This window comes from Paramagnetospirillum magnetotacticum MS-1, from assembly GCF_000829825.1.
Taxonomy (GTDB): domain Bacteria; phylum Pseudomonadota; class Alphaproteobacteria; order Rhodospirillales; family Magnetospirillaceae; genus Phaeospirillum; species Phaeospirillum magnetotacticum.
Genome location: NZ_JXSL01000023.1, coordinates 93008 through 109899 on the forward strand (window position 1 = coordinate 93008; position 16892 = coordinate 109899).

General features: G+C 64.9%; 15 protein-coding genes and 1 tRNA gene. 11 read left to right on the top strand and 5 right to left on the bottom strand.

Annotated elements, in window-relative coordinates:
• The first annotated feature begins 1 nt into the window (after position 1).
• On the top strand, positions 2-2005 hold the full coding sequence (locus tag CCC_RS21085; RefSeq protein ID WP_160295516.1) for an ATP-binding protein: 2004 nt from the start codon (positions 2-4) through the stop codon (positions 2003-2005).
• A 6-nt stretch (positions 2006-2011) separates the two neighbouring features.
• Here CCC_RS21085 and CCC_RS06480 read toward each other — a convergent pair whose 3' ends face one another.
• Positions 2012-3346, bottom strand: a complete 1335-nt coding sequence (locus CCC_RS06480) for a sensor domain-containing diguanylate cyclase (protein ID WP_041040370.1) — start codon at positions 3344-3346, stop codon at positions 2012-2014.
• Between the two features lie 167 nt (positions 3347-3513).
• Here CCC_RS06480 and CCC_RS06485 point away from each other — a divergent pair, with 167 nt between their 5' ends.
• Genes CCC_RS06485 through CCC_RS06500 form a run of 4 tightly spaced genes read left to right on the top strand, consistent with a single transcriptional unit; the run spans position 3514 to position 7191 of the window.
• A complete protein-coding gene (locus CCC_RS06485) occupies positions 3514-4143 on the top strand; it encodes a hypothetical protein (protein WP_009868445.1) in 630 nt (209 codons plus the stop codon).
• Positions 4144-4154: 11 nt separating this feature from the next.
• Positions 4155-5528 carry a hypothetical protein gene (locus CCC_RS06490; RefSeq protein ID WP_009868446.1) on the top strand — a complete coding sequence of 458 codons (1374 nt, stop codon included), beginning with the start codon at positions 4155-4157 and terminating at the stop codon, positions 5526-5528.
• A 5-nt stretch (positions 5529-5533) separates the two neighbouring features.
• Positions 5534-6001 (top strand): YcfL family protein, encoded by a 468-nt coding sequence (locus CCC_RS06495; RefSeq protein ID WP_009868447.1) that lies wholly within the window; start codon positions 5534-5536, stop codon positions 5999-6001.
• The gene (locus CCC_RS06500; protein ID WP_009868448.1) at positions 5998-7191 is read left to right on the top strand and encodes a hypothetical protein; all 1194 of its coding nucleotides are present in this window, start codon (positions 5998-6000) and stop codon (positions 7189-7191) included. The genes CCC_RS06495 and CCC_RS06500 overlap by 4 nt, the downstream gene beginning before the upstream one ends.
• A gap of 7 nt (positions 7192-7198) precedes the next feature.
• Here the strand turns inward: CCC_RS06500 and CCC_RS06505 are convergent, their stop codons facing one another.
• Entirely contained in the window at positions 7199-7558 is a 360-nt protein-coding gene (locus tag CCC_RS06505) for a DUF4189 domain-containing protein (RefSeq protein ID WP_009868449.1), read from the bottom strand.
• A 245-nt stretch (positions 7559-7803) separates the two neighbouring features.
• Here CCC_RS06505 and argC point away from each other — a divergent pair, with 245 nt between their 5' ends.
• The 4 genes from argC to CCC_RS06525 all read left to right on the top strand — a co-directional run bounded on the left by argC (position 7804) and on the right by CCC_RS06525 (position 13727).
• Entirely contained in the window at positions 7804-8847 is a 1044-nt protein-coding gene (gene argC, locus CCC_RS06510; protein WP_201773291.1) for an N-acetyl-gamma-glutamyl-phosphate reductase, read from the top strand.
• Positions 8848-8854: 7 nt separating this feature from the next.
• Complete coding sequence (locus CCC_RS06515; protein ID WP_009867839.1) at positions 8855-9373, top strand: gamma carbonic anhydrase family protein; 519 nt, start codon at positions 8855-8857, stop codon at positions 9371-9373.
• 10 nt (positions 9374-9383) lie between these two features.
• The gene (locus CCC_RS06520) at positions 9384-10919 is read left to right on the top strand and encodes a hypothetical protein (protein WP_009867837.1); all 1536 of its coding nucleotides are present in this window, start codon (positions 9384-9386) and stop codon (positions 10917-10919) included.
• Between the two features lie 174 nt (positions 10920-11093).
• Positions 11094-13727, top strand: a complete 2634-nt coding sequence (locus CCC_RS06525; RefSeq protein WP_236686320.1) for an AsmA family protein — start codon at positions 11094-11096, stop codon at positions 13725-13727.
• A gap of 194 nt (positions 13728-13921) precedes the next feature.
• Here the strand turns inward: CCC_RS06525 and CCC_RS06530 are convergent, their stop codons facing one another.
• Positions 13922-15280 carry a TrpB-like pyridoxal phosphate-dependent enzyme gene (locus CCC_RS06530; RefSeq protein ID WP_009867833.1) on the bottom strand — a complete coding sequence of 453 codons (1359 nt, stop codon included), beginning with the start codon at positions 15278-15280 and terminating at the stop codon, positions 13922-13924.
• A gap of 175 nt (positions 15281-15455) precedes the next feature.
• On the opposite strand from CCC_RS06530, the gene CCC_RS06535 reads away from it, so the two are divergent.
• Positions 15456-15531 (top strand) — tRNA-Lys (locus CCC_RS06535).
• Positions 15532-15673: 142 nt separating this feature from the next.
• Here the strand turns inward: CCC_RS06535 and CCC_RS06540 are convergent.
• A complete protein-coding gene (locus CCC_RS06540) occupies positions 15674-15937 on the bottom strand; it encodes a hypothetical protein (protein WP_152619712.1) in 264 nt (87 codons plus the stop codon).
• Positions 15938-16074: 137 nt separating this feature from the next.
• On the opposite strand from CCC_RS06540, the gene CCC_RS06545 reads away from it, so the two are divergent.
• Positions 16075-16275 carry a hypothetical protein gene (locus CCC_RS06545; RefSeq protein WP_041040377.1) on the top strand — a complete coding sequence of 67 codons (201 nt, stop codon included), beginning with the start codon at positions 16075-16077 and terminating at the stop codon, positions 16273-16275.
• Here the strand turns inward: CCC_RS06545 and CCC_RS06550 are convergent, their stop codons facing one another.
• Positions 16276-16554 carry a hypothetical protein gene (locus CCC_RS06550; RefSeq protein WP_041040379.1) on the bottom strand — a complete coding sequence of 93 codons (279 nt, stop codon included), beginning with the start codon at positions 16552-16554 and terminating at the stop codon, positions 16276-16278.
• Positions 16555-16892 lie beyond the last annotated feature (338 nt).

Sequence of the window (16892 nt, forward strand, 5' to 3'; positions counted from 1 at the left end):
GATGGCATTGGTCGCGGCCCACGCAAACGGCGAAGGCGAGACAGGGTGGGGGCGAATCCTTCGCCTGATCGGCCTTGCGCTGGCCCTGTGCCTGCTGTCTGCTGTCCCGGCCCAGGCAAAAGCCCTCACCGTGGTGATGGATGACAACTATCCCCCCTATGTCTTTCGCGATTCCGAAAACCGGCTGAAGGGTATCTTGCCGGATCTGTGGACCCTGTGGTCCAGAAAGACCGGCATCGAGCTCATCATCGAGGCCACCGATTGGGCCGAGGCGCAGCGGCGCATTGGCGCGGGCGAAGCCGACATCATCGACACCCTGTTCCGCACCCCGGAGCGCGACAAGTTCTTCGACTTCTCGTCCCCCTACGCCACCATCCCGGTTCCCATCTATTTTTCCGCCGAATTGTCGGGAATTTCCGATGTTCCCTCGCTGCGGGGATTCACCGTCGGCGTCAAGGACGGAGACGCCTGCATCGAATATCTGCGCGACAGGGCGATCGATTCGTTCCGCCGCTATTCCAGTTACGACACACTCATCGACGCGGCGGCCAAGGGTGAGGTCAAGACCCTCTGCGTCGACCAGCCGCCAGCCACCTATCTCATGATCAAGAAAGGTGTTCACGATCGCTTTCGGACGACGGAACCGCTTTATTCCGGGGAATTTCACTGGGCCATACTCAAGAACCGCGAGGAATTGAAGGCAGCGGTCGAATCGGGTTTCAGCCTCATCTCCGCCGCCGAACGCCGCACCATCGAGGACCGTTGGCAGGGCCAAAGCATCACGGCCCCCATGAGCCCTGAGCTTCTGCGCAACCTTCGCACTTCCGGCCTGGCCGTCCTGGCCTTCGGCCTGCTGCTGACGGCCTGGGTCTGGGCTCTGCGCCGCCAGGTGGCCGCCAGGACCCGCGATCTGGCCACCAGCGAATCCCGCTTCCGCACCATCTTCGACAATATCAACGACGCCATCTTCATTCACGATGCCGAGAGCGGGGCCATTTTGCAGGTCAACCGCCGGGCGGAGGAAATGTACGGCTGGACAGCCGACGAGTTCCGCACCCTTCCCGTGGAACGGTTCAGCCAGGGGGTGGCGCCCTATGATCAGGAACACGCACTGGACAGGATCGCGCGCTCGGCCATCGAGCCGCAGGTCTTCGAGTGGTACTCCCGTCATAAGGACGGATCGCTGTTCTGGACCGAGGTCGGCATTCGCCGCGCCTGTTTGGATGGTGATGTGGAGCGTGTCCTGGTGGTGGTCCGCGATATTTCCGAGCGCAAGGAGACGGAAGAGAAGCTGACCCGCACCGTCGAGGCGCTGACCCGGTCCAATACCGATCTGGAAAGCTTCGCCTATGCCGCTTCCCATGATCTTCGCGAACCTCTGACCATGGTGGTGCGCTACTCCCAATTTCTGGACAGTCGGCACCGGGAATCGCTGGGCCATGACGGGGGCGAAGCTCTCGGTTTCATCCTCAAGGGAGTGAAGCAGATGATGCGGCAGGTGGAGGGCCTGCTGGACTATGCCCGCATCGATGCCGGAGATCGCCGCTTAAAGCCGGTCGATACCCAGACCATCCTCGCCGAGGTCCTGGATATACTGGCCCCCCGGATCAGCAAGGCCGGGGCCGAGGTGGACGTCTCCCCCCTGCCGCCCATCATCGGCGACCAGTTGCAGATCACCCAGCTGTTCCAGAACCTGATCGGCAATGCCATCAAGTACCGATCGGCGGACCGCCCGCCACGCGTCTCCGTTTCCGGTAAAATCCTGTCCGACGGTACCGCCGAGTTCCGCGTCTGCGACAACGGCATCGGCATAGAGCCCTCTTATCGCGAGCAGGTTTTCGTCATCTTCAAGCGCCTGCACACCCAAGATGCCGTTCCTGGCGGCGGCATCGGATTGGCCCTGTGCAAGCGGATCGTCGAACACCATGCGGGGCGCATCCGCATCGAGGACAATGCCGGTGGTGGTACCTGCTTCGTCTTCACCATTGGAACGACGGCAACCTGATCCGCCCTATTCGGCGGGCTCCACCCGGTTGCGGCCCAGGGCCTTTGCCCGGTAGAGGGCCGCGTCGGCCCGGCTGAGACAGGCCTCCAGCCCCTCGCCCGCTCCCACCTTGCATTCGGCGACTCCGAAACTGGCGGAAAGCTTGATGGGCTCGCCGCCCCCCACAGGCACCTGCAAACCGGCCAAACGGATACGCAGACGCTCGGCCACCACCAGGGCGGGGTTCATGGCGGTTTCGGGCAGGGCGATGGCGAATTCCTCGCCCCCCATGCGGCCGATAATGTCCTGATCGCGCAGCAGGTCGCGGGCCATGACCACGAAGGCTTTCAACGCCTCGTCACCGGCGGCGTGGCCGCGCTCGTCGTTAATGTGCTTGAAGTGATCGAGATCGATCATCAGCAGCGACATGGGACGGCCATAGCGCCCGGCGCGCTGAATCTCCGCCCCCGTGCTCTGCATGAAATGCCGCCGGTTGCAGGCCTCGGTGAGGAAGTCAGTGGTGGCAAGCTGGATCAGTTCCTTCTGGACCACGGCGCGCTCCAGCGCCAGTCCGATGCGGCGCGCCAGTTCGCGCACCAATTCGCGTTCGGACGTGGAAAAGGCCTCGTCACCTTCGGCGGGCGGCGCCTCGAACCAACAGATCTCGATGCGCCCAGCCGGGCGGCTGCCCGCGAACACCTGGGCTTCCAGACGGCAGGCGGTTTCCCTGAAATCGGGCGTCTGGACCAGACCGGCTGGCAGCAGACCGGGCAGGCAGGTGAGACGGACACCGATGGTTTCGGGTTTGAGCCAGGCCGAGGGCGCCTTGGCCACCACCTGCTCCAACGCCACCTGCAACGGCAGTTCCGGCGATTCCAGGATGCGCGACACGCTGTACAGGCAATCGATCTGGCGCATGCGGCGTTCGAGCTGACGATTGGCTTCCAGCGCCGCATCGCGGGCTTCGCGCACCAGAATCTCGGCACGCTTTCGGTGGATGGCATAACGGAAGGACCGCGACAGGGATTCCGCGTCGAGCCGGGCCTTCAGCAGATAGTCCTGGGCACCCTGTTCCAGCGCCATCAGCGCCTGCTGGTCGTCATCGTGGTTGGTCAGAACGACCACGGCCAGTTCCGGGGCGGCTCCGCAGAACCGCCGCACGGTCTCATCGCCCACGGAATCGGGCAGGGTCAGATCGAGAAAGACGACGTGATAACGCTTGGAGTGAATGAATTCCAAGGCCGAGGCCAGTGACACGGCATGGTCAACCTTGACGTTGGGAACCTTCTCCAGCTCCGCAAGCGTCAGCAGGGCCTGAGTCGCCGAATCCTCGACCAGCAGAGCGAACATTGTTTCCGACACGGTGCCGCCATCCCCTCGATCTTCGGACTCCGCCCGGTCCATGGCCCCGATACTAACCGCCCGCGCCGGTTTGCGGAAGCGTGATGCGTGAGAGCGGGGAATGCCATATCATCGCCCCAATTCCAGGTGATTCTATCATCGGTTCCCAAGCATCGAGGACTTTCGCCATGCGCCGCCTGCCCGCCCTTGCTTCCGTCTTCGTCGCCGGACTGGCCCTGTCCGCCTGTCAAAGCGTCGACAACACCGCCGGAAGCCCCAGCGTCTATATCGATCCTGGCAGCGTCGGCCCGGTCAAGGGCGTGGGGATCGAGTCCCAGGACATCATCGGCATGACCGATCAAATGATGCGCGACATGCTGTCCCAGCCCCGTCTGGCCAATGCCCAGACACCGCCCAACGTGATCATCGATTCCGAGTATTTCTATAACGAGAGCTCGTCGCGGCTGAACAAGAACTCCATCACCGACCGGCTGCGCGTCGGCCTCAACCGCGCGGCCGCTGGCCGCATGCAGTTCGTCGGCCGCCATTATGCCGACATGGTGGCCAAGGAACGCGACTTGAAGCGCCAGGGCGTGGTGGACAAGGCCACCCTGCCCTCGGCCCATGCCCCCAAGGGCGGCGACTACCGACTGGGCGGACGCATCACCTCGCTGGATTCCCGCGACCCCAAGACCGGGATGATGCAGCGCTACAACCAGATCATCTTCGAGATGGTCGACCTGGAATCCTCGGACATCGTCTGGAGCGGCATCTACGAATTCGCCAAGGCCGCCCAGGACGACATCATCTATCGCTAGGGATCACTCCCATGGCCGCCCGGCCCATCTGGTTAAGCGTCATGGTCATCGCGGGCCTTGCGTCGGGCTGCGTCACCACGCGTGAGCAGGAGGCCAGCCCGGCCCCGGCCGTGGTCCAGGCCTATCTGGACGACAAACCCACGGAATTGCGCCGCCATTTCTTCATCGCCCAGGCCCAGGGCCAGCGCAACAGGGTGCTCAACGACATGCGCCTGGGGCTGGCCAGCTTCGCCATGGGCCGGGACCCGCTGGCGGCGGAATTGCTCGACGACGCCCTTCAGGGCATCGAGGCCATCTACGCCGACAACGAGGAGGCCCGCAAGGCGCGCGGCCTGTGGACCAAGGAGGCCGTCAAGGACTTCAAAGGCGAGCCCTATGAGCGGGCCATGGCCTATTACTATCGCGGCCTGCTCTATCTGCGGGCGGGCGATTACGACAATGCGCGGGCCAGCTTCAAGGGCGGCATGCTGCAAGACGCCTTCGCCGAGGAAAGCCAATACCGCGCCGACTTCGCCCTGATGCCCTTCCTGCAAGGCTGGGCCGCCCATTGCCGCGACAACGAATCCCTGGCCGCCGAGGACTGGGCCGAATTCCGCGCCATCAACAAGGACGCCCCCTTGCCGCGGGCCAAGGACAATGTGCTGGTCCTGGTGGAGACCGGCACCGCGCCAGTGAAGATTTCCGACGGGCCGCGTCTCAAGATCAAGCGCAGCGGCAGCACCGAGACCGCCCGCATCAGTTGGACAGATCCCGACCGCCCCAAGGACCACCCTCAGGAATCGGCCATATTGCTGGAAGACATCTTCCGCCAGGCCTCGACACGCGGCGGGCGGCCCTTCGATTCCATCCTGGAAGGCAAGGCCGAATTCAAGGACACCGCCGACACGGTGGGTAATGTGGCGTTGATCGGAGCCGTTCTGGCCGCCAAGGTTGCCGTCGATAACGGCCCACCCAGACGGCGCGAGACCAAGGAACAGCGTCAGGCCCGCGAACAGGTCCAGGCAGGCGCCGCCATGGCAGGCGCTGGCCTCGCCGTCATCGGCGGTCTGTCCAAGCTGTTCGCCAGCGCCGTGGAATCCCAGGCCGACACCCGCTATTGGGACAATCTGTCGGACCGGGTCCAGGGCCTGACCCTAGCCCTGCCCGAGAAGGTCACCACCCTCTCCGTCGAATTCCAGTCGCCCGGCGGCACCACGCTGGACACCGTGCACAGCCCCATCCGGCGCGTCGGCAAATGCGGCATCGCCTGGGCGCGGCACGGATCGGCCATTCCGCGCAATCCCCGCGCTCCCAACAGCGTTCCCCCCGATGTGATGGCCTCGCCCATCATCATTCCCGCCATGGAAGCCAAGGCTGCCGCGGCGGAAGCCAAGTCTAAGGAGTGAGTCTCATGAAGCGCCTGTTCGTTCCCGCTTTCGGCCTTCTGCTGCTCGGCGGCTGCGCCTCTTTGGACCCGGCGCCCCATTGCGACATGTCGCGCGTGGCCAGCCAACGCGATCTGGTCCCTGGCCCGGCCATGGTGGAAGACTCCACCTCGCCGCTGAAGGAAATGCCCATGAACTCGGTGAACATCACCGATCCCAACATTATCCGGAAGCTCTATGTGCGCTCCATCGCGGCCCGGCGTACCCAGACGGGGACGGTGGAGGTGGTGGCCCAGGTGGTCAACTGCACCGACTTCCCCTTGAATGCCGAGGCCCGCACCCAGTTCTACGCCAATGACGGCGCGGCCAGCGAACCGGTCAGCGCCTGGCGCCGTCTGATTCTGCCCGCACGCACCTCCAACACCTATCGCGAGCTATCCCTGGGCGACAAGAGTGTGGACGGCTACATGATTGAAATGAGGGAAGGCAAATGATCACCCGTCTTCTGGCCGTTTCGGCCCTCGCCCTGCTGGTCGCCCTTCCCGCCTCGGCCCAGACCGTGGGCGCCAAGGTCCCGCCCTACGAGGCCCCGCCCAAGATCGCGCCTCCGGTACGCGACGGCGGCGAGGTCACGGAGCAGACCCAGCCCAGGCCCAATCCTTTCGCCCCCCAGGAAGACGTCATCGCCCGCTTCCGCGATGCCTATGCCCAGGGCGGGCGGCCGCGCCTGACCATCTGGTGGAACCGGCAATTGTCGGATACCCTGGCTCAGTGGTATTCGGAAAGCCGCACCGTCACCGCCGACAAGACCCGCAATTCCACCGAGGGCGACCTCACCCTCAAACAGTCGGGCGGACGCCAAAGCGTCACCGAGACCCAGCGCCGCGCCGATGACACAGCCGAACGCCCGGCCCGCGACGAGACCTGGGACTGGGAGTTCCAGGACGGCTTCATGGCGCCCTTCCTGCAAGCCGATGCCCAGATCGTCGACCGCACCACCATCACCCGGATCATGGGCGCGGGCGCCGAGGAGATCGACCCCAAGACGGTGGAAGTCATGGCCATGCAGACCATGGCCGATGTGATGATCGAGGTGCTGGTGGCCAATTCGGCCCAGTCCACCACGGGCTACGAATTGCGCGCCCGCATCGTCGACGTCAAGACGGGACGGATTCTCGGCATGGTCAACAGCCGCTCGCTCAAGGAATGGCAAAAGACCGGCAAGGCCACCGCCTCGGCGCGCGGCTTCGACCTTCCCGACGAGGATGACGACAGCTTCGGCCCCGAACGCGCCGACCAACGCTATAAGGCCACGTCCAGTGGTTATGAACGCCGCCGCAAACCGCCCAAGCTGGCGGTCATCGCCCATAATCTGGCGACCAATGTGATGAGTGCCATGCTGCCCCGCCTGGAAAGCGGCGCCATCCCCGTGGCCAAGACCGAACCGGCCGCACCCACGCCCCTCGCCCCGGCCCCGGTGACGCCGCAGACGGAGACGCCTGCCCCGGCTCAGGCCAGGCCAGCCCCCAATGACAGCGCTGTGCCTCTGCCCCAGGTGGAGGCCAAGCCCCTGCCCGCACCGGAAAAGGCGGCCCCGGAAAAAGCGCCCAAGGTGGAGGCCCAAAAAATCGAAACGGGGCCAGCAGCCGAAGAGCCACCCATGCCCCGTCCGACAAAGCAGTGATCAGGATTTATTGGCAGTCGGAAACGGCCACCCTGCATCCCTTGCCACAAGCTTCGAGGGCGTTCGCCTTGGCCTCGCCCTCGGTGCTGCCCCAGCCCACTCCGGTGTAGTCCTTGGAGGTGGCATAGGCGCCGCAAGTGTCGTAACGCACCGCCACCTTGCAGCTGCTGTTGCCAGCCTTCTTACACTCGCGCACCGCGTCGATGCCGGCCTCCTCGCGGGTAGCGCCGGTGCCGACGCCGAAGCCAACTTCGCTGGCCTTGGTCGCATCGGCGTCATCGACGGCTATGGCGCCCGCCGCACGGGCATCCATGCTTCCCACCAGAACGCCGAAAGCCAAAGTCAGCGCGAAAAAAATCTTAGCCATAGGGTCCCTCCGATTTGGAACAGTTCTCGGCCACGGTAGCGCGAGACTTGCCAAAGGCCCATTCCAAAATACGAGGCCCCGGCCGGAATTTTCCTCCCGCCCGGGAGGCACATCAGCAGCCGATGGCGAAAGTGTCATCAAACATGGACTCACAACACCGCAATGGAGACGTCAAGTTCGCGCGGTTGTCGCGCCGAATTGGGCCTGCTATCGTCCGATCCCCCGTGTTTCAAGGAAGTAGGGTCATCATGAAGGACGTATCCATCGCCATTCTAGGGGCCAGCGGCTATACCGGCGCCGAGCTTGTGCGCCTGTTGGCCCTGCATCCCTCCTTCAAGATCAAGGTGATGACCGGCGACCGCAAGGCGGGCCAATCCATGGACTCGGTCTTCCCCCATCTGGGCGGGCTGTCGCTTCCCAATCTGGTCGCCATCGATCAGGTGGATTTCAGCTCCGTGGACGCGGTGTTCTGCTGCCTGCCCCACGGCACCACCCAGGAGGTGATCGCCGCCCTGCCCGCTTCGGTCAAGGTGGTGGATCTGTCGGCGGATTTCCGGCTGTTCGATGTGGACACCTATGCCCAGTGGTATGGCCATGAGCACCGGGCTCCCGAATTGCAGAAGCAGGCGGTCTACGGCCTGACCGAACTGGCCCGCGATAGCGTCGCCAAGGCGCGGCTGGTGGCCAATCCCGGCTGCTATCCCACCTCGGTGCAGTTGCCGCTGATACCGCTGCTGCGGGCCGGGCTGATCGAGGCCAGCGACATCGTCATCGACGCCAAGTCGGGCGTGTCGGGCGCGGGCCGCGCCGCCAAGGAGGCCAATCTTTATACCGAGGTGACCGAGGGCATGCACGCCTATGGCGTGGCCAGCCACCGGCACGCCCCCGAGATCGAACAGGGCCTGTCCCAAGCCGCTGGCAAGCCGGTCCTGGTCAGTTTCACGCCCCACCTCATCCCCATGAGCCGGGGCATGCTGTCGACCATCTACGTCAAGACAAAGAACGGCGCCAAGGCCGCCGATCTGCGGGCCCATCTGAGCAAGACCTTCGGCGGAGAGCCCTTCGTTCGGGTGGTCCCCGAGGGCGTGGTGCCCCATACTCGGCATGTTCGCGGCTCCAACCACTGCCTGATCAACGCCTTCGACGACCGGGTGCCGGGGCGGATCATCATCACCTCGGTGATCGACAATCTGGTCAAGGGCGCGTCGGGCCAGGCGCTGCAGAACATGAATCTGATGTTCGGCCTCCCCGAGGCCACCGCGCTTGCCCAGCAACCCATGTTCCCGTGAGGATTTGATGAGCGGCACCATCCTTGCCTTCCAGGGCGTCAGCCCCACCATCGCCCCCGACGTTTTCGTCGCCCCCACCGCCGTGGTGATCGGCGATACGGTGATCGGGGCCGGAACCTCGGTGTGGTTCAATTGCGTGATCAGGGGCGACGTGCACGAGATCCGCATCGGTGAACGCACCAATATCCAGGACGGCACCATCATTCACGTCACCGGCGGCAAGCTGGGTACCTATATCGGCTCGGACATCACCATCGGCCATGGCGCCATCCTGCACGCCTGCACCCTGGAAGACGGTTGCTTCGTGGGCATGGGCGCCGTGGTGCTGGACGGCGCCGTGGTGGAAACCGGAGGCATGGTGGCGGCTGGCGCGGTGGTGACGCCGGGCAAACGCGTCAAGAAGGGCGAGTTGTGGGGCGGCAATCCGGCCCGAATGCTGCGCTCCCTAAGCGATGAGGAAATGGCCTTCTTCCCAGTTTCGGCCGAAAAATACGCCGAACTGGCCGCCAAATACTTCAAGGCTTGAGGCCGGGCTCATGGTCAAGAAGGGGAAGGCATCCGGCAATACTGGCGTGCTGAGTGCCTTCACCCGGCCGCTGGCCGCCATCGGCCGCCTGATAGGTGGGCCAAAGCCCGCTCCGGAACCGGTCGCCAAGCCTGTGGCGGCCAGCCCGGCATCCCTGGTGGACGATTCCTTCTCCCTGGCCCTGGAAGGGCTGCTGGGCGAGGATGACGGCGACTTCCAGACCAAGCTGCACCTGATCTCCCTGGTGGAGTTCCACGAGGCGGTGGGCGACAAATGGGCCCGCATCGCCGAAAAGGTGATGCTGATCGCCGAAGGTGTCATCAATCTTCACCTGGGCGCGGGCAATGTCTATGGCCGCAAGGGCTCGGACCTGTTCGTCCTGGTGTTCCGCCACACACCCCCCGCCGAGGCAAGACGCCACGCCGTGCGCATCGCCCAGGATCTGGGGACGCGTCTGGTGGGCAGCCAGTTCACCGGCCACGACCGCCCCCTGGCCCTGGCGGCGGAAATTTCCTTGAAGGACGCCCTGACCGAGGACGGCCAGTTGAATCTGGCAGCCCTGGCCAGTGCCGTAACCGAAACACGCGCCGTGATCGCCGAACAGGCCGAGCCGGAGCGCGCCCCCATTGCCCCTTCTTCCGACGATCCGGTCCGAGCCCGTCAGTCCGGCCCCCAGTGGACCGCCATGCAAACGGGCGAGCAGAGCCGAAGCGATCCCAACTGGCAGGCCGTGGCCGCGGAGCGTGGCCCCTCCACGATTGATCCGGGGCTGGACGCCACCCCGCCCATGCCGGGCGATGCCGCCCTGTCCATGGTCTGGCGCCCCACCTGGATGGAAGAGGGCGAGGTGATCGGCGCCTACCGCGCCCAGGTGCTGCGCGTTGACGAGCCGGGGCGTCCGGCCTATGAGGGCTCGCGCGCCTATCCCGCCCTGGGCGAGGACTGCATCCCGATCCTCGACCGCTTCGTGGCGGGTGCGGCGGTGCGCGGCATCAAGGCGGCCATGGCCGAGGCCAGCCCGGTCCGCATCGTGGTGCCGCTGCATTGGGGCTCGCTGGGCACCAGCGCCCGCCTGTCCGTCCTGGGCCCCTTCGCCGACATTCCCGAAGAGGTCAGAACCCAAGGCCTGATCATCGACCTTTTCGGGCTGCCCGCCAATCTGGCGCCGGTTTCCCTGTCCGAGGCCGTCACCGCCATCCGCCCGTTGTGCCGCGAGGTCATGATCCGCGTGCCGCTCAGCAATCCGGTCTTGAACCGCGCCGCCCTGGCCGGGGCTTCGGGCATCAGCATCGATTTGGCGGAACTGCCCAATGCCGACAAGACCGACGACGACCATCTGCTGGCCGCCCTCATCCGCGTGAAGACCGAAGCCGCCGCCCTGGACCTGGGCGTCAGCGTGTGGGGCGTGCGGCGGCGCAAGGTGGTGGTCGGCGCCGTGCTGGGCGGTTTCGCCATGATGAACGGGCCCGGCCTGATGAAGGATCTGCCGCGCCCGGCCAAAATCCTGCCCGCGCCGCGTTCACGCTTCGCCGCCCCGTCATCGTGACCGGCGGCATGCTGGGTGCGTGGGCCCAGTCCATCTGCACCACTCCGGTGGGAGCGGCGGCAATCTATCGGTCAAGACGGTATCTCGAACCTGGAACCGCCGCTTCGTTCTGGTCGGAGCGGGCCTTCTCGGGGTATGGATGATTGCCCCGTCCCTGATCCTGTGAGGCTCCCCTTGTCCCGCTTGCCGGTCAGCCCCCCCACCGCCATCGCCGCCGCGCTCATCGCCGGTGGGCTGGCCCTTGTCCTGGCGGCCCCCGCCCTGATGGATGGAGATGCCTGGCGCGGGCGCATCGAGACCGAGGCCTCGGCCCTGCTGCGGCGCAAGGTCACCGTGGCCGGGCCCATCTCCTTGCGCATCCTGCCCAGCCCCGCCGTCACACTGGCTGCGGTGGCCGTGGAAGGCACCGCCTCACTCGACCGGGTGCGCCTGGGCCTCTCCCTGGGCTCCCTGCTGGCCGGACGGCCCCAACTGGACGACGTCGTCATGGAGGGCGGCCGGGTCGGTCCCCTGGTGGATTTGAGCCTGCGCGCCGTCACCACTGGCGAAAGCTTCGCCATCAGTGGCAGCGCCCGGCTGTGGGGCAAGTCCGCCACTCTGGAAGCCAAGGGACGGCGCCCCACCTCCACCGAGTCCATGGCTCCGCTAAAGGCCGCCGTCTCCCTGCCCAGCCTGGAAAGTGGGGCCAGTTTCGACGGAAGCTTCGGCAAGGGGGCCTTGAGCGGCAAGCTGGACGTGTCCCTGGCCTCGCTGGCCCGTTTCACCGGCTCGGCCCAGTTACCCGATGCCCCGCTGTCGGCCCAGGCCGAGTTGCGCCTGTCGCCCGACGAAGTGGTGATTTCCGATCTGGGCGTGATCTTAGGCGAGTCGACCATCACCGGCAGCGTGGTCGCCAGCCTGACGGCACCGGCCCTGATGGATGTCACACTGCGGGCCGACAGCTTCGACCTGGACTCCCGGCGCGCGGCAATCTCCGCCAAAACAGAGCAGCCCAAATCCGCCACGGCCACAACCACGGCCACGCCCGCGTCCCAACCGCAGCAGACCGCGCAGCCCTCCCCCGCCGCCTCCCAGCCCTTCGAGCTTCCCCACGGCCTTGCCGCCAATCTGGATGTGGGCATCGGCCGCCTGAAATGGCGGGGCGAGACTATTTCCAACATCCAGATCAACGCCCTGCTGGAGGGCGAGCGTCTGACCCTGTCCCAGGCCTCGGCCAAATTACCCGGCGCCGGATTCATCAAGCTGACCGGCTCAATGGTCACGCCCGAGGGCCGCCCGCGTTTTGACGGCACATTGAAAGCCGAAAGCCGCAACCTGCCCGAACTACGCAAGTGGCTGAGCCTCGGCTCCTCCGCCGCCCCGATCCGTGGGAAACTGGAGGGCAAGGTCCAGTTGGCCGAGAACCGGCTGGCGCTCAATGCCCTGACCCTGGATTTGGACGAGCGCCGCGTCACCGGCATGATCAGCGCGGGTCTGGCCCTTCCCATCCCGCTCAAGGCGGAACTGGGTCTGCCCGGACTGGCGCTGGGCTTCGACGGCGTGTTGAGCGATGGAAGGATCGATGGCGGCGCCAGTTTGCGGGCCGCAGGCTTCGCCCAGGCCATCCGCGCCCTGGCGCCAGGCTACCATCCGCGCGGCAACGGGGAACTGGCGGTCAGCGCCCATGTGGAGGGCGCCAACGGCCTGATCACCCTCACCGATCTTCAGGCCAAGGCTGGCGAGGCCCAGATCACCGGCAAGGCCAGCCTCTCCCTGGAGGGACAGCCCAAACTGACCGCTAATCTCGCGGGTAATGCCATCGGCCTCGACCCCTTTCTGCCCGCCCCCAACCAAGACAAGGGCGAGGAGAGCAAACCCCGGCGGCGCACCGGCTATGCCGCCCCGCCGCCGCCGCCCATCATTCCCGCAGCCCTGTCCAGCGGTTCATCCTCCTGGTCGAGGACAGCTTTGGACCTGGGCTGGCTGCAATCCCTGGACGCCGATCTCAGCCTGGAGGCCAAGACCGTCACCGTATCGGGCTGGCGTCTGGATCAGCCACGCGCCCATCTGGGCCTGGCCAAGGGAATCGCCGATCTCGACCGCTTCTCGGCCCGTCTGCTGGGGGGTGAGATGGCCGCCGCCGCCCGGCTGGCCGCCAATGGCCTGACGCTCTCGGCCAATCTCAAGGGCGCCGACCTCGCCCAGGTCAAGCCCGCTGCTGGCGGCCTGAAGCTGGAAAAAGGGACCCTGGGCGCCGATCTGCGTCTCGCCGCGGCCGGAACCTCCCCCGCCGCCCTGGTCGCCAGCCTCAGCGGCAATGGCCGGGTGGACGTCAATGATGGCGAAGTCGCCGGTTTCGATCTCGCCGCCATGGATGCCCGCATGCGCAACATGGAAAATCTGGGCAGCCTGCTGGGGCTGGTCCAGGCCGGGCTGTCCGGGGGGAAATCGCGTTTTTCCAGCCTGTCGGGAACCTTCAACGCCGACAAGGGGATCGTGGTCAGCCGCGATCTGACCCTGGTGGCCGAAGGCGGCGGCGCCACCGGCATCGCCACCATTGATCTGCCGCAGGAGACCATTTCCTCCAAGATCGCCTTCAAGCTGGCCGCGCCCGGCGCTCCGGCCCTGGGACTGCGCCTGGACGGGCCTCTGGCTTCGCCCAACAAGGCCGTGGATATCAACGACCTTCAGCGCTGGCTGGTGGAAAAGGGCCTGGGCAAGGCCTTGAATCCCAAGGGCGCCGGAGAGAGTTCCGACGCCCCCAAGAAGTTCAAGGCCGGTGATGCCCTGCGCGGCCTGTTCTCCGCCTTCGGAAAGAAGAAGGAGTAACTCCCATTCATCATGGGCTGCCGCCCATACCCGCTTGCTCGCTTCGCTCGTCCCTTCGGGACCGCACTTAAGAGTGCGTCGTTTGCCCTGTTGGGGCTGCACGGGGCCAAGGGCCCCAAACCCCATTCATGAATTAAAATGGGGTCCGGGGCATTGGCCCCGGATGGGTTTGGGCGATAGCCCAATGAGGAACCTCACCCCACCTTCGGCAATTCCGCCAGGGCCGCCTGCAGGTCGGCCTCGGCATAGGTGTTGTCCTTCAGCTTGCCAGCGAAGTAGTCGGTATAGGCCTGCATGTCGAAATGGCCGTGGCCAGACAGGTTGAACAGAATGGTCTCGGCCTTGCCCTCGGCCTTGCAGCGCAGAGCCTCGTCGATGGCGCCCTTGACCGCGTGGGAGGATTCAGGCGCAGGCACGATGCCTTCGGCGCGGGCGAACTGTACGGCGGCGGCAAAGCACTCGGTCTGGTGATAGGCGCGGGCCTCCATCAGGCCCAGTTCCTTGACATGGCTGACCATGGGAGACATCCCGTGATAGCGCAGCCCACCGGCATGGGAACCCGGCGGCATGAAGGTGGCGCCGAGCGTGTGCATCTTGACCAGAGGTGTCAGCTTGCCCGTATCTCCGAAATCATAGGCGTAGAGGCCCTTGGTCAGCGTCGGGCAGGAGGCGGGCTCCACACCGATGACACGGGTCTTGCCGCCCTTGAGGTTCTCGCGGATATAGGGGAAGGCCAGACCGGCGAAGTTGGAGCCGCCGCCGGTACAGGCGATGACCACATCGGGGCTGTCATCGGCCATCTCCATCTGCATCATGGCTTCCTCGCCGATGATGGTCTGGTGCAGACAGACATGGTTGAGCACGCTGCCCAGCGCGTATTTGGTGTCATCGCGCGAAGCGGCGATTTCCACCGCCTCGGAAATGGCGATACCCAGCGAACCGTTGGAATTGGGATCCTTTTCCAAGATGGCGCGCCCGGCATGGGTCAGGTTGGAGGGGCTGGCGATGCATGTGGCGCCATAGGTCTCCATCAGAGCCCGGCGATAGGGCTTCTGGTCATAGGAGACCTTGACCATGAAGACCTCGACCTCCAGGCCGAACAGCGAGCCAGCAAAGGCCATGGAAGACCCCCACTGCCCGGCGCCTGTCTCGGTGGCGATGCGCTTGACGCCCTCTTGCTTGTTGTAGAACGCCTGCGCCACCGAGGTGTTGGGCTTGTGGCTTCCCGCCGGGCTAACGCCCTCATACTTGAAATAGATCTTGGCGGGCGTGCCCAAAGCCTTTTCCAGGCGGCGCGCCCGGATCAGGGGAGAGGGACGCCACAGGCGATAGACCTCGCGCACCGGTTCGGGGATATCAACCCAGCGCTCGGCGGTCACCTCCTGGGCGATCACCGCCATGGGGAAGATGGGCGCCAGATCATCGGGACCGATGGGCTGGCCGGTGCCGGGATGAAGCGGCGGCGGGGCCGGAACAGGCAGATCGGCATTCAGGTTGTACCAGGCCTTGGGCAAGCGGTCCTCGGACAGCAGGTACTTGGTGCTCTCGGTCATGTCAGAACTCCCCCTTCCCTTTCGGGACGTGATATTATGGACATGGTTTTACGCTTGGATGACGCCGTTGCAAAGAGTGCGCGCAAGCCTGAATTTTTCACTTGCACACTCCCCGCGTTCGACCTATAAAGCGGCCCTCCGGCGGGGGCCTCTGGCCCGAAACCGGAGACACTGAGGGCGTATAGCTCAGTTGGTAGAGCAGCTGACTCTTAATCAGCTGGCCCAAGGTTCGAGTCCTTGTGCGCCCACCAAATTCAGAAAACCCTGCTAGGTCAATGACTTAGCAGGGTTTTTCCTTGCCCGAATCGGCTCGTTTTTAGGGTCGTTTTCGGCCTAATTGAGACCCAATAGGTAACGCTACAGGTAACACGGCCTTATAGGTAACAGCGGCCGCTACCGCCGAACCGGCCCCGTCACCACTGGCGGCACCCCCGGCGACCCGGTGACGGTGCCCACGGTCATGCCGCGCGTATCGACCACATGCCAGTTGCCGGGCGACAGCTCTTTAAGCTGGCCGACCGTGTTGCCGTTGCGGTCAACGAGATAGTGCTGATTCCCAATGGTCCGTGTCCCCACGGCAGGCAGATCGGCCCCGAAAACGCGGGCGGCGATCAGCAGGGCCAGGACAGCGACGGCAAGGGCGGAGGGGTAGCGCATGATCAAATGTCCCACTAGGCGACGGGGTCAATTTTTCCGCCCTTGACCCTGAGCGGAAATTTCGGCGGCATCAAGGCGACCTCGGTATTCCCACCGTCTCGGCCCAATAGGGCGTAGAGTCATGGTGGAGGCATATCATGCAGTATGAAATCACTATCAGCGGTCGGCGTGGAACTGAGAGCGAAGTCGAAGCCCAAGAGGTCGTTCGCCTACTGGTCAGCGCCTTCAAGTCCGTTGATGCGAGCTATAACCTTGATATCTGGAACACCAAAAACAACACCGTTGTCATGGCCGTGCACGGGGTTGGGAAAAGCGTGCCCGTGATTCAGGTGATGTAGTCAAGCTCCGACCGCCTCGCGCCACCACGATTCCGTAAGCCAGGGTCGGTGCAGCTCCCAGCCCCGGCAATGTCGCCGCAGGCGGAACCGGCACCGGCCACCAGGGTATGACGGCCCGGCGGCCTCGAAGGCGAAGCCAAGGGCCTGCAGCTCGGCCAGGGCGTCGGAATAGGTAGGGTCGAGGTAGACGCCACGCGCGCCCATGTCGATAGCGGCATAAGCGACGCAGGCGGTCATGCCTTCCAGGGGCAGGGCGACAGCATCGAGCTGGAAGGTCATGATCAGCCCTTGGCCATAGCCTCGACAATGGCGACAATTTTGGCGTCGATGAGCCTCGGCGTAGACCGCTTCCCCGCCGACAACGGCCGTCCGGTGAGAACGGCCGCTATGCCGGTTGATGACCCAATTCGGCCTTTGATCAGCAACGCAGCAGCGTTACTGACACCGAGTGAGGCGTTTTGGTTCGATACTGCGCCAAATACTATCAACTATAACAATATATCTTGCAGCAATCCTCACGCAATGGGGCGCATTCCCTTTGCCTGACGGCTTGTCATCATTTAATAGGTATTTACCACCGCAATATACCGGGTTAATACGAATGGTTTATATAGGGT

Bases quoted from the DNA above. Each gene is read 5' to 3' on its own strand.
- CCC_RS06500 (WP_009868448.1), top strand. From the start codon at position 5,998: ATGATCACCCGTCTTCTGGCCGTTTCGGCCCTCGCCCTGCTGGTCGCC.
- CCC_RS06550 (WP_041040379.1), bottom strand. From the start codon at position 16,554: ATGACCTTCCAGCTCGATGCTGTCGCCCTGCCCCTGGAAGGCATGACC.
- CCC_RS21085 (WP_160295516.1), top strand. From the start codon at position 2: ATGGCATTGGTCGCGGCCCACGCAAACGGCGAAGGCGAGACAGGGTGG.
- CCC_RS06545 (WP_041040377.1), top strand. From the start codon at position 16,075: ATGCAGTATGAAATCACTATCAGCGGTCGGCGTGGAACTGAGAGCGAA.
- CCC_RS06485 (WP_009868445.1), top strand. From the start codon at position 3,514: ATGCGCCGCCTGCCCGCCCTTGCTTCCGTCTTCGTCGCCGGACTGGCC.
- CCC_RS06495 (WP_009868447.1), top strand. From the start codon at position 5,534: ATGAAGCGCCTGTTCGTTCCCGCTTTCGGCCTTCTGCTGCTCGGCGGC.
- CCC_RS06520 (WP_009867837.1), top strand. From the start codon at position 9,384: ATGGTCAAGAAGGGGAAGGCATCCGGCAATACTGGCGTGCTGAGTGCC.
- CCC_RS06515 (WP_009867839.1), top strand. From the start codon at position 8,855: ATGAGCGGCACCATCCTTGCCTTCCAGGGCGTCAGCCCCACCATCGCC.
- CCC_RS06530 (WP_009867833.1), bottom strand. From the start codon at position 15,280: ATGACCGAGAGCACCAAGTACCTGCTGTCCGAGGACCGCTTGCCCAAG.
- CCC_RS06540 (WP_152619712.1), bottom strand. From the start codon at position 15,937: ATGCGCTACCCCTCCGCCCTTGCCGTCGCTGTCCTGGCCCTGCTGATC.
- CCC_RS06490 (WP_009868446.1), top strand. From the start codon at position 4,155: ATGGCCGCCCGGCCCATCTGGTTAAGCGTCATGGTCATCGCGGGCCTT.
- CCC_RS06505 (WP_009868449.1), bottom strand. From the start codon at position 7,558: ATGGCTAAGATTTTTTTCGCGCTGACTTTGGCTTTCGGCGTTCTGGTG.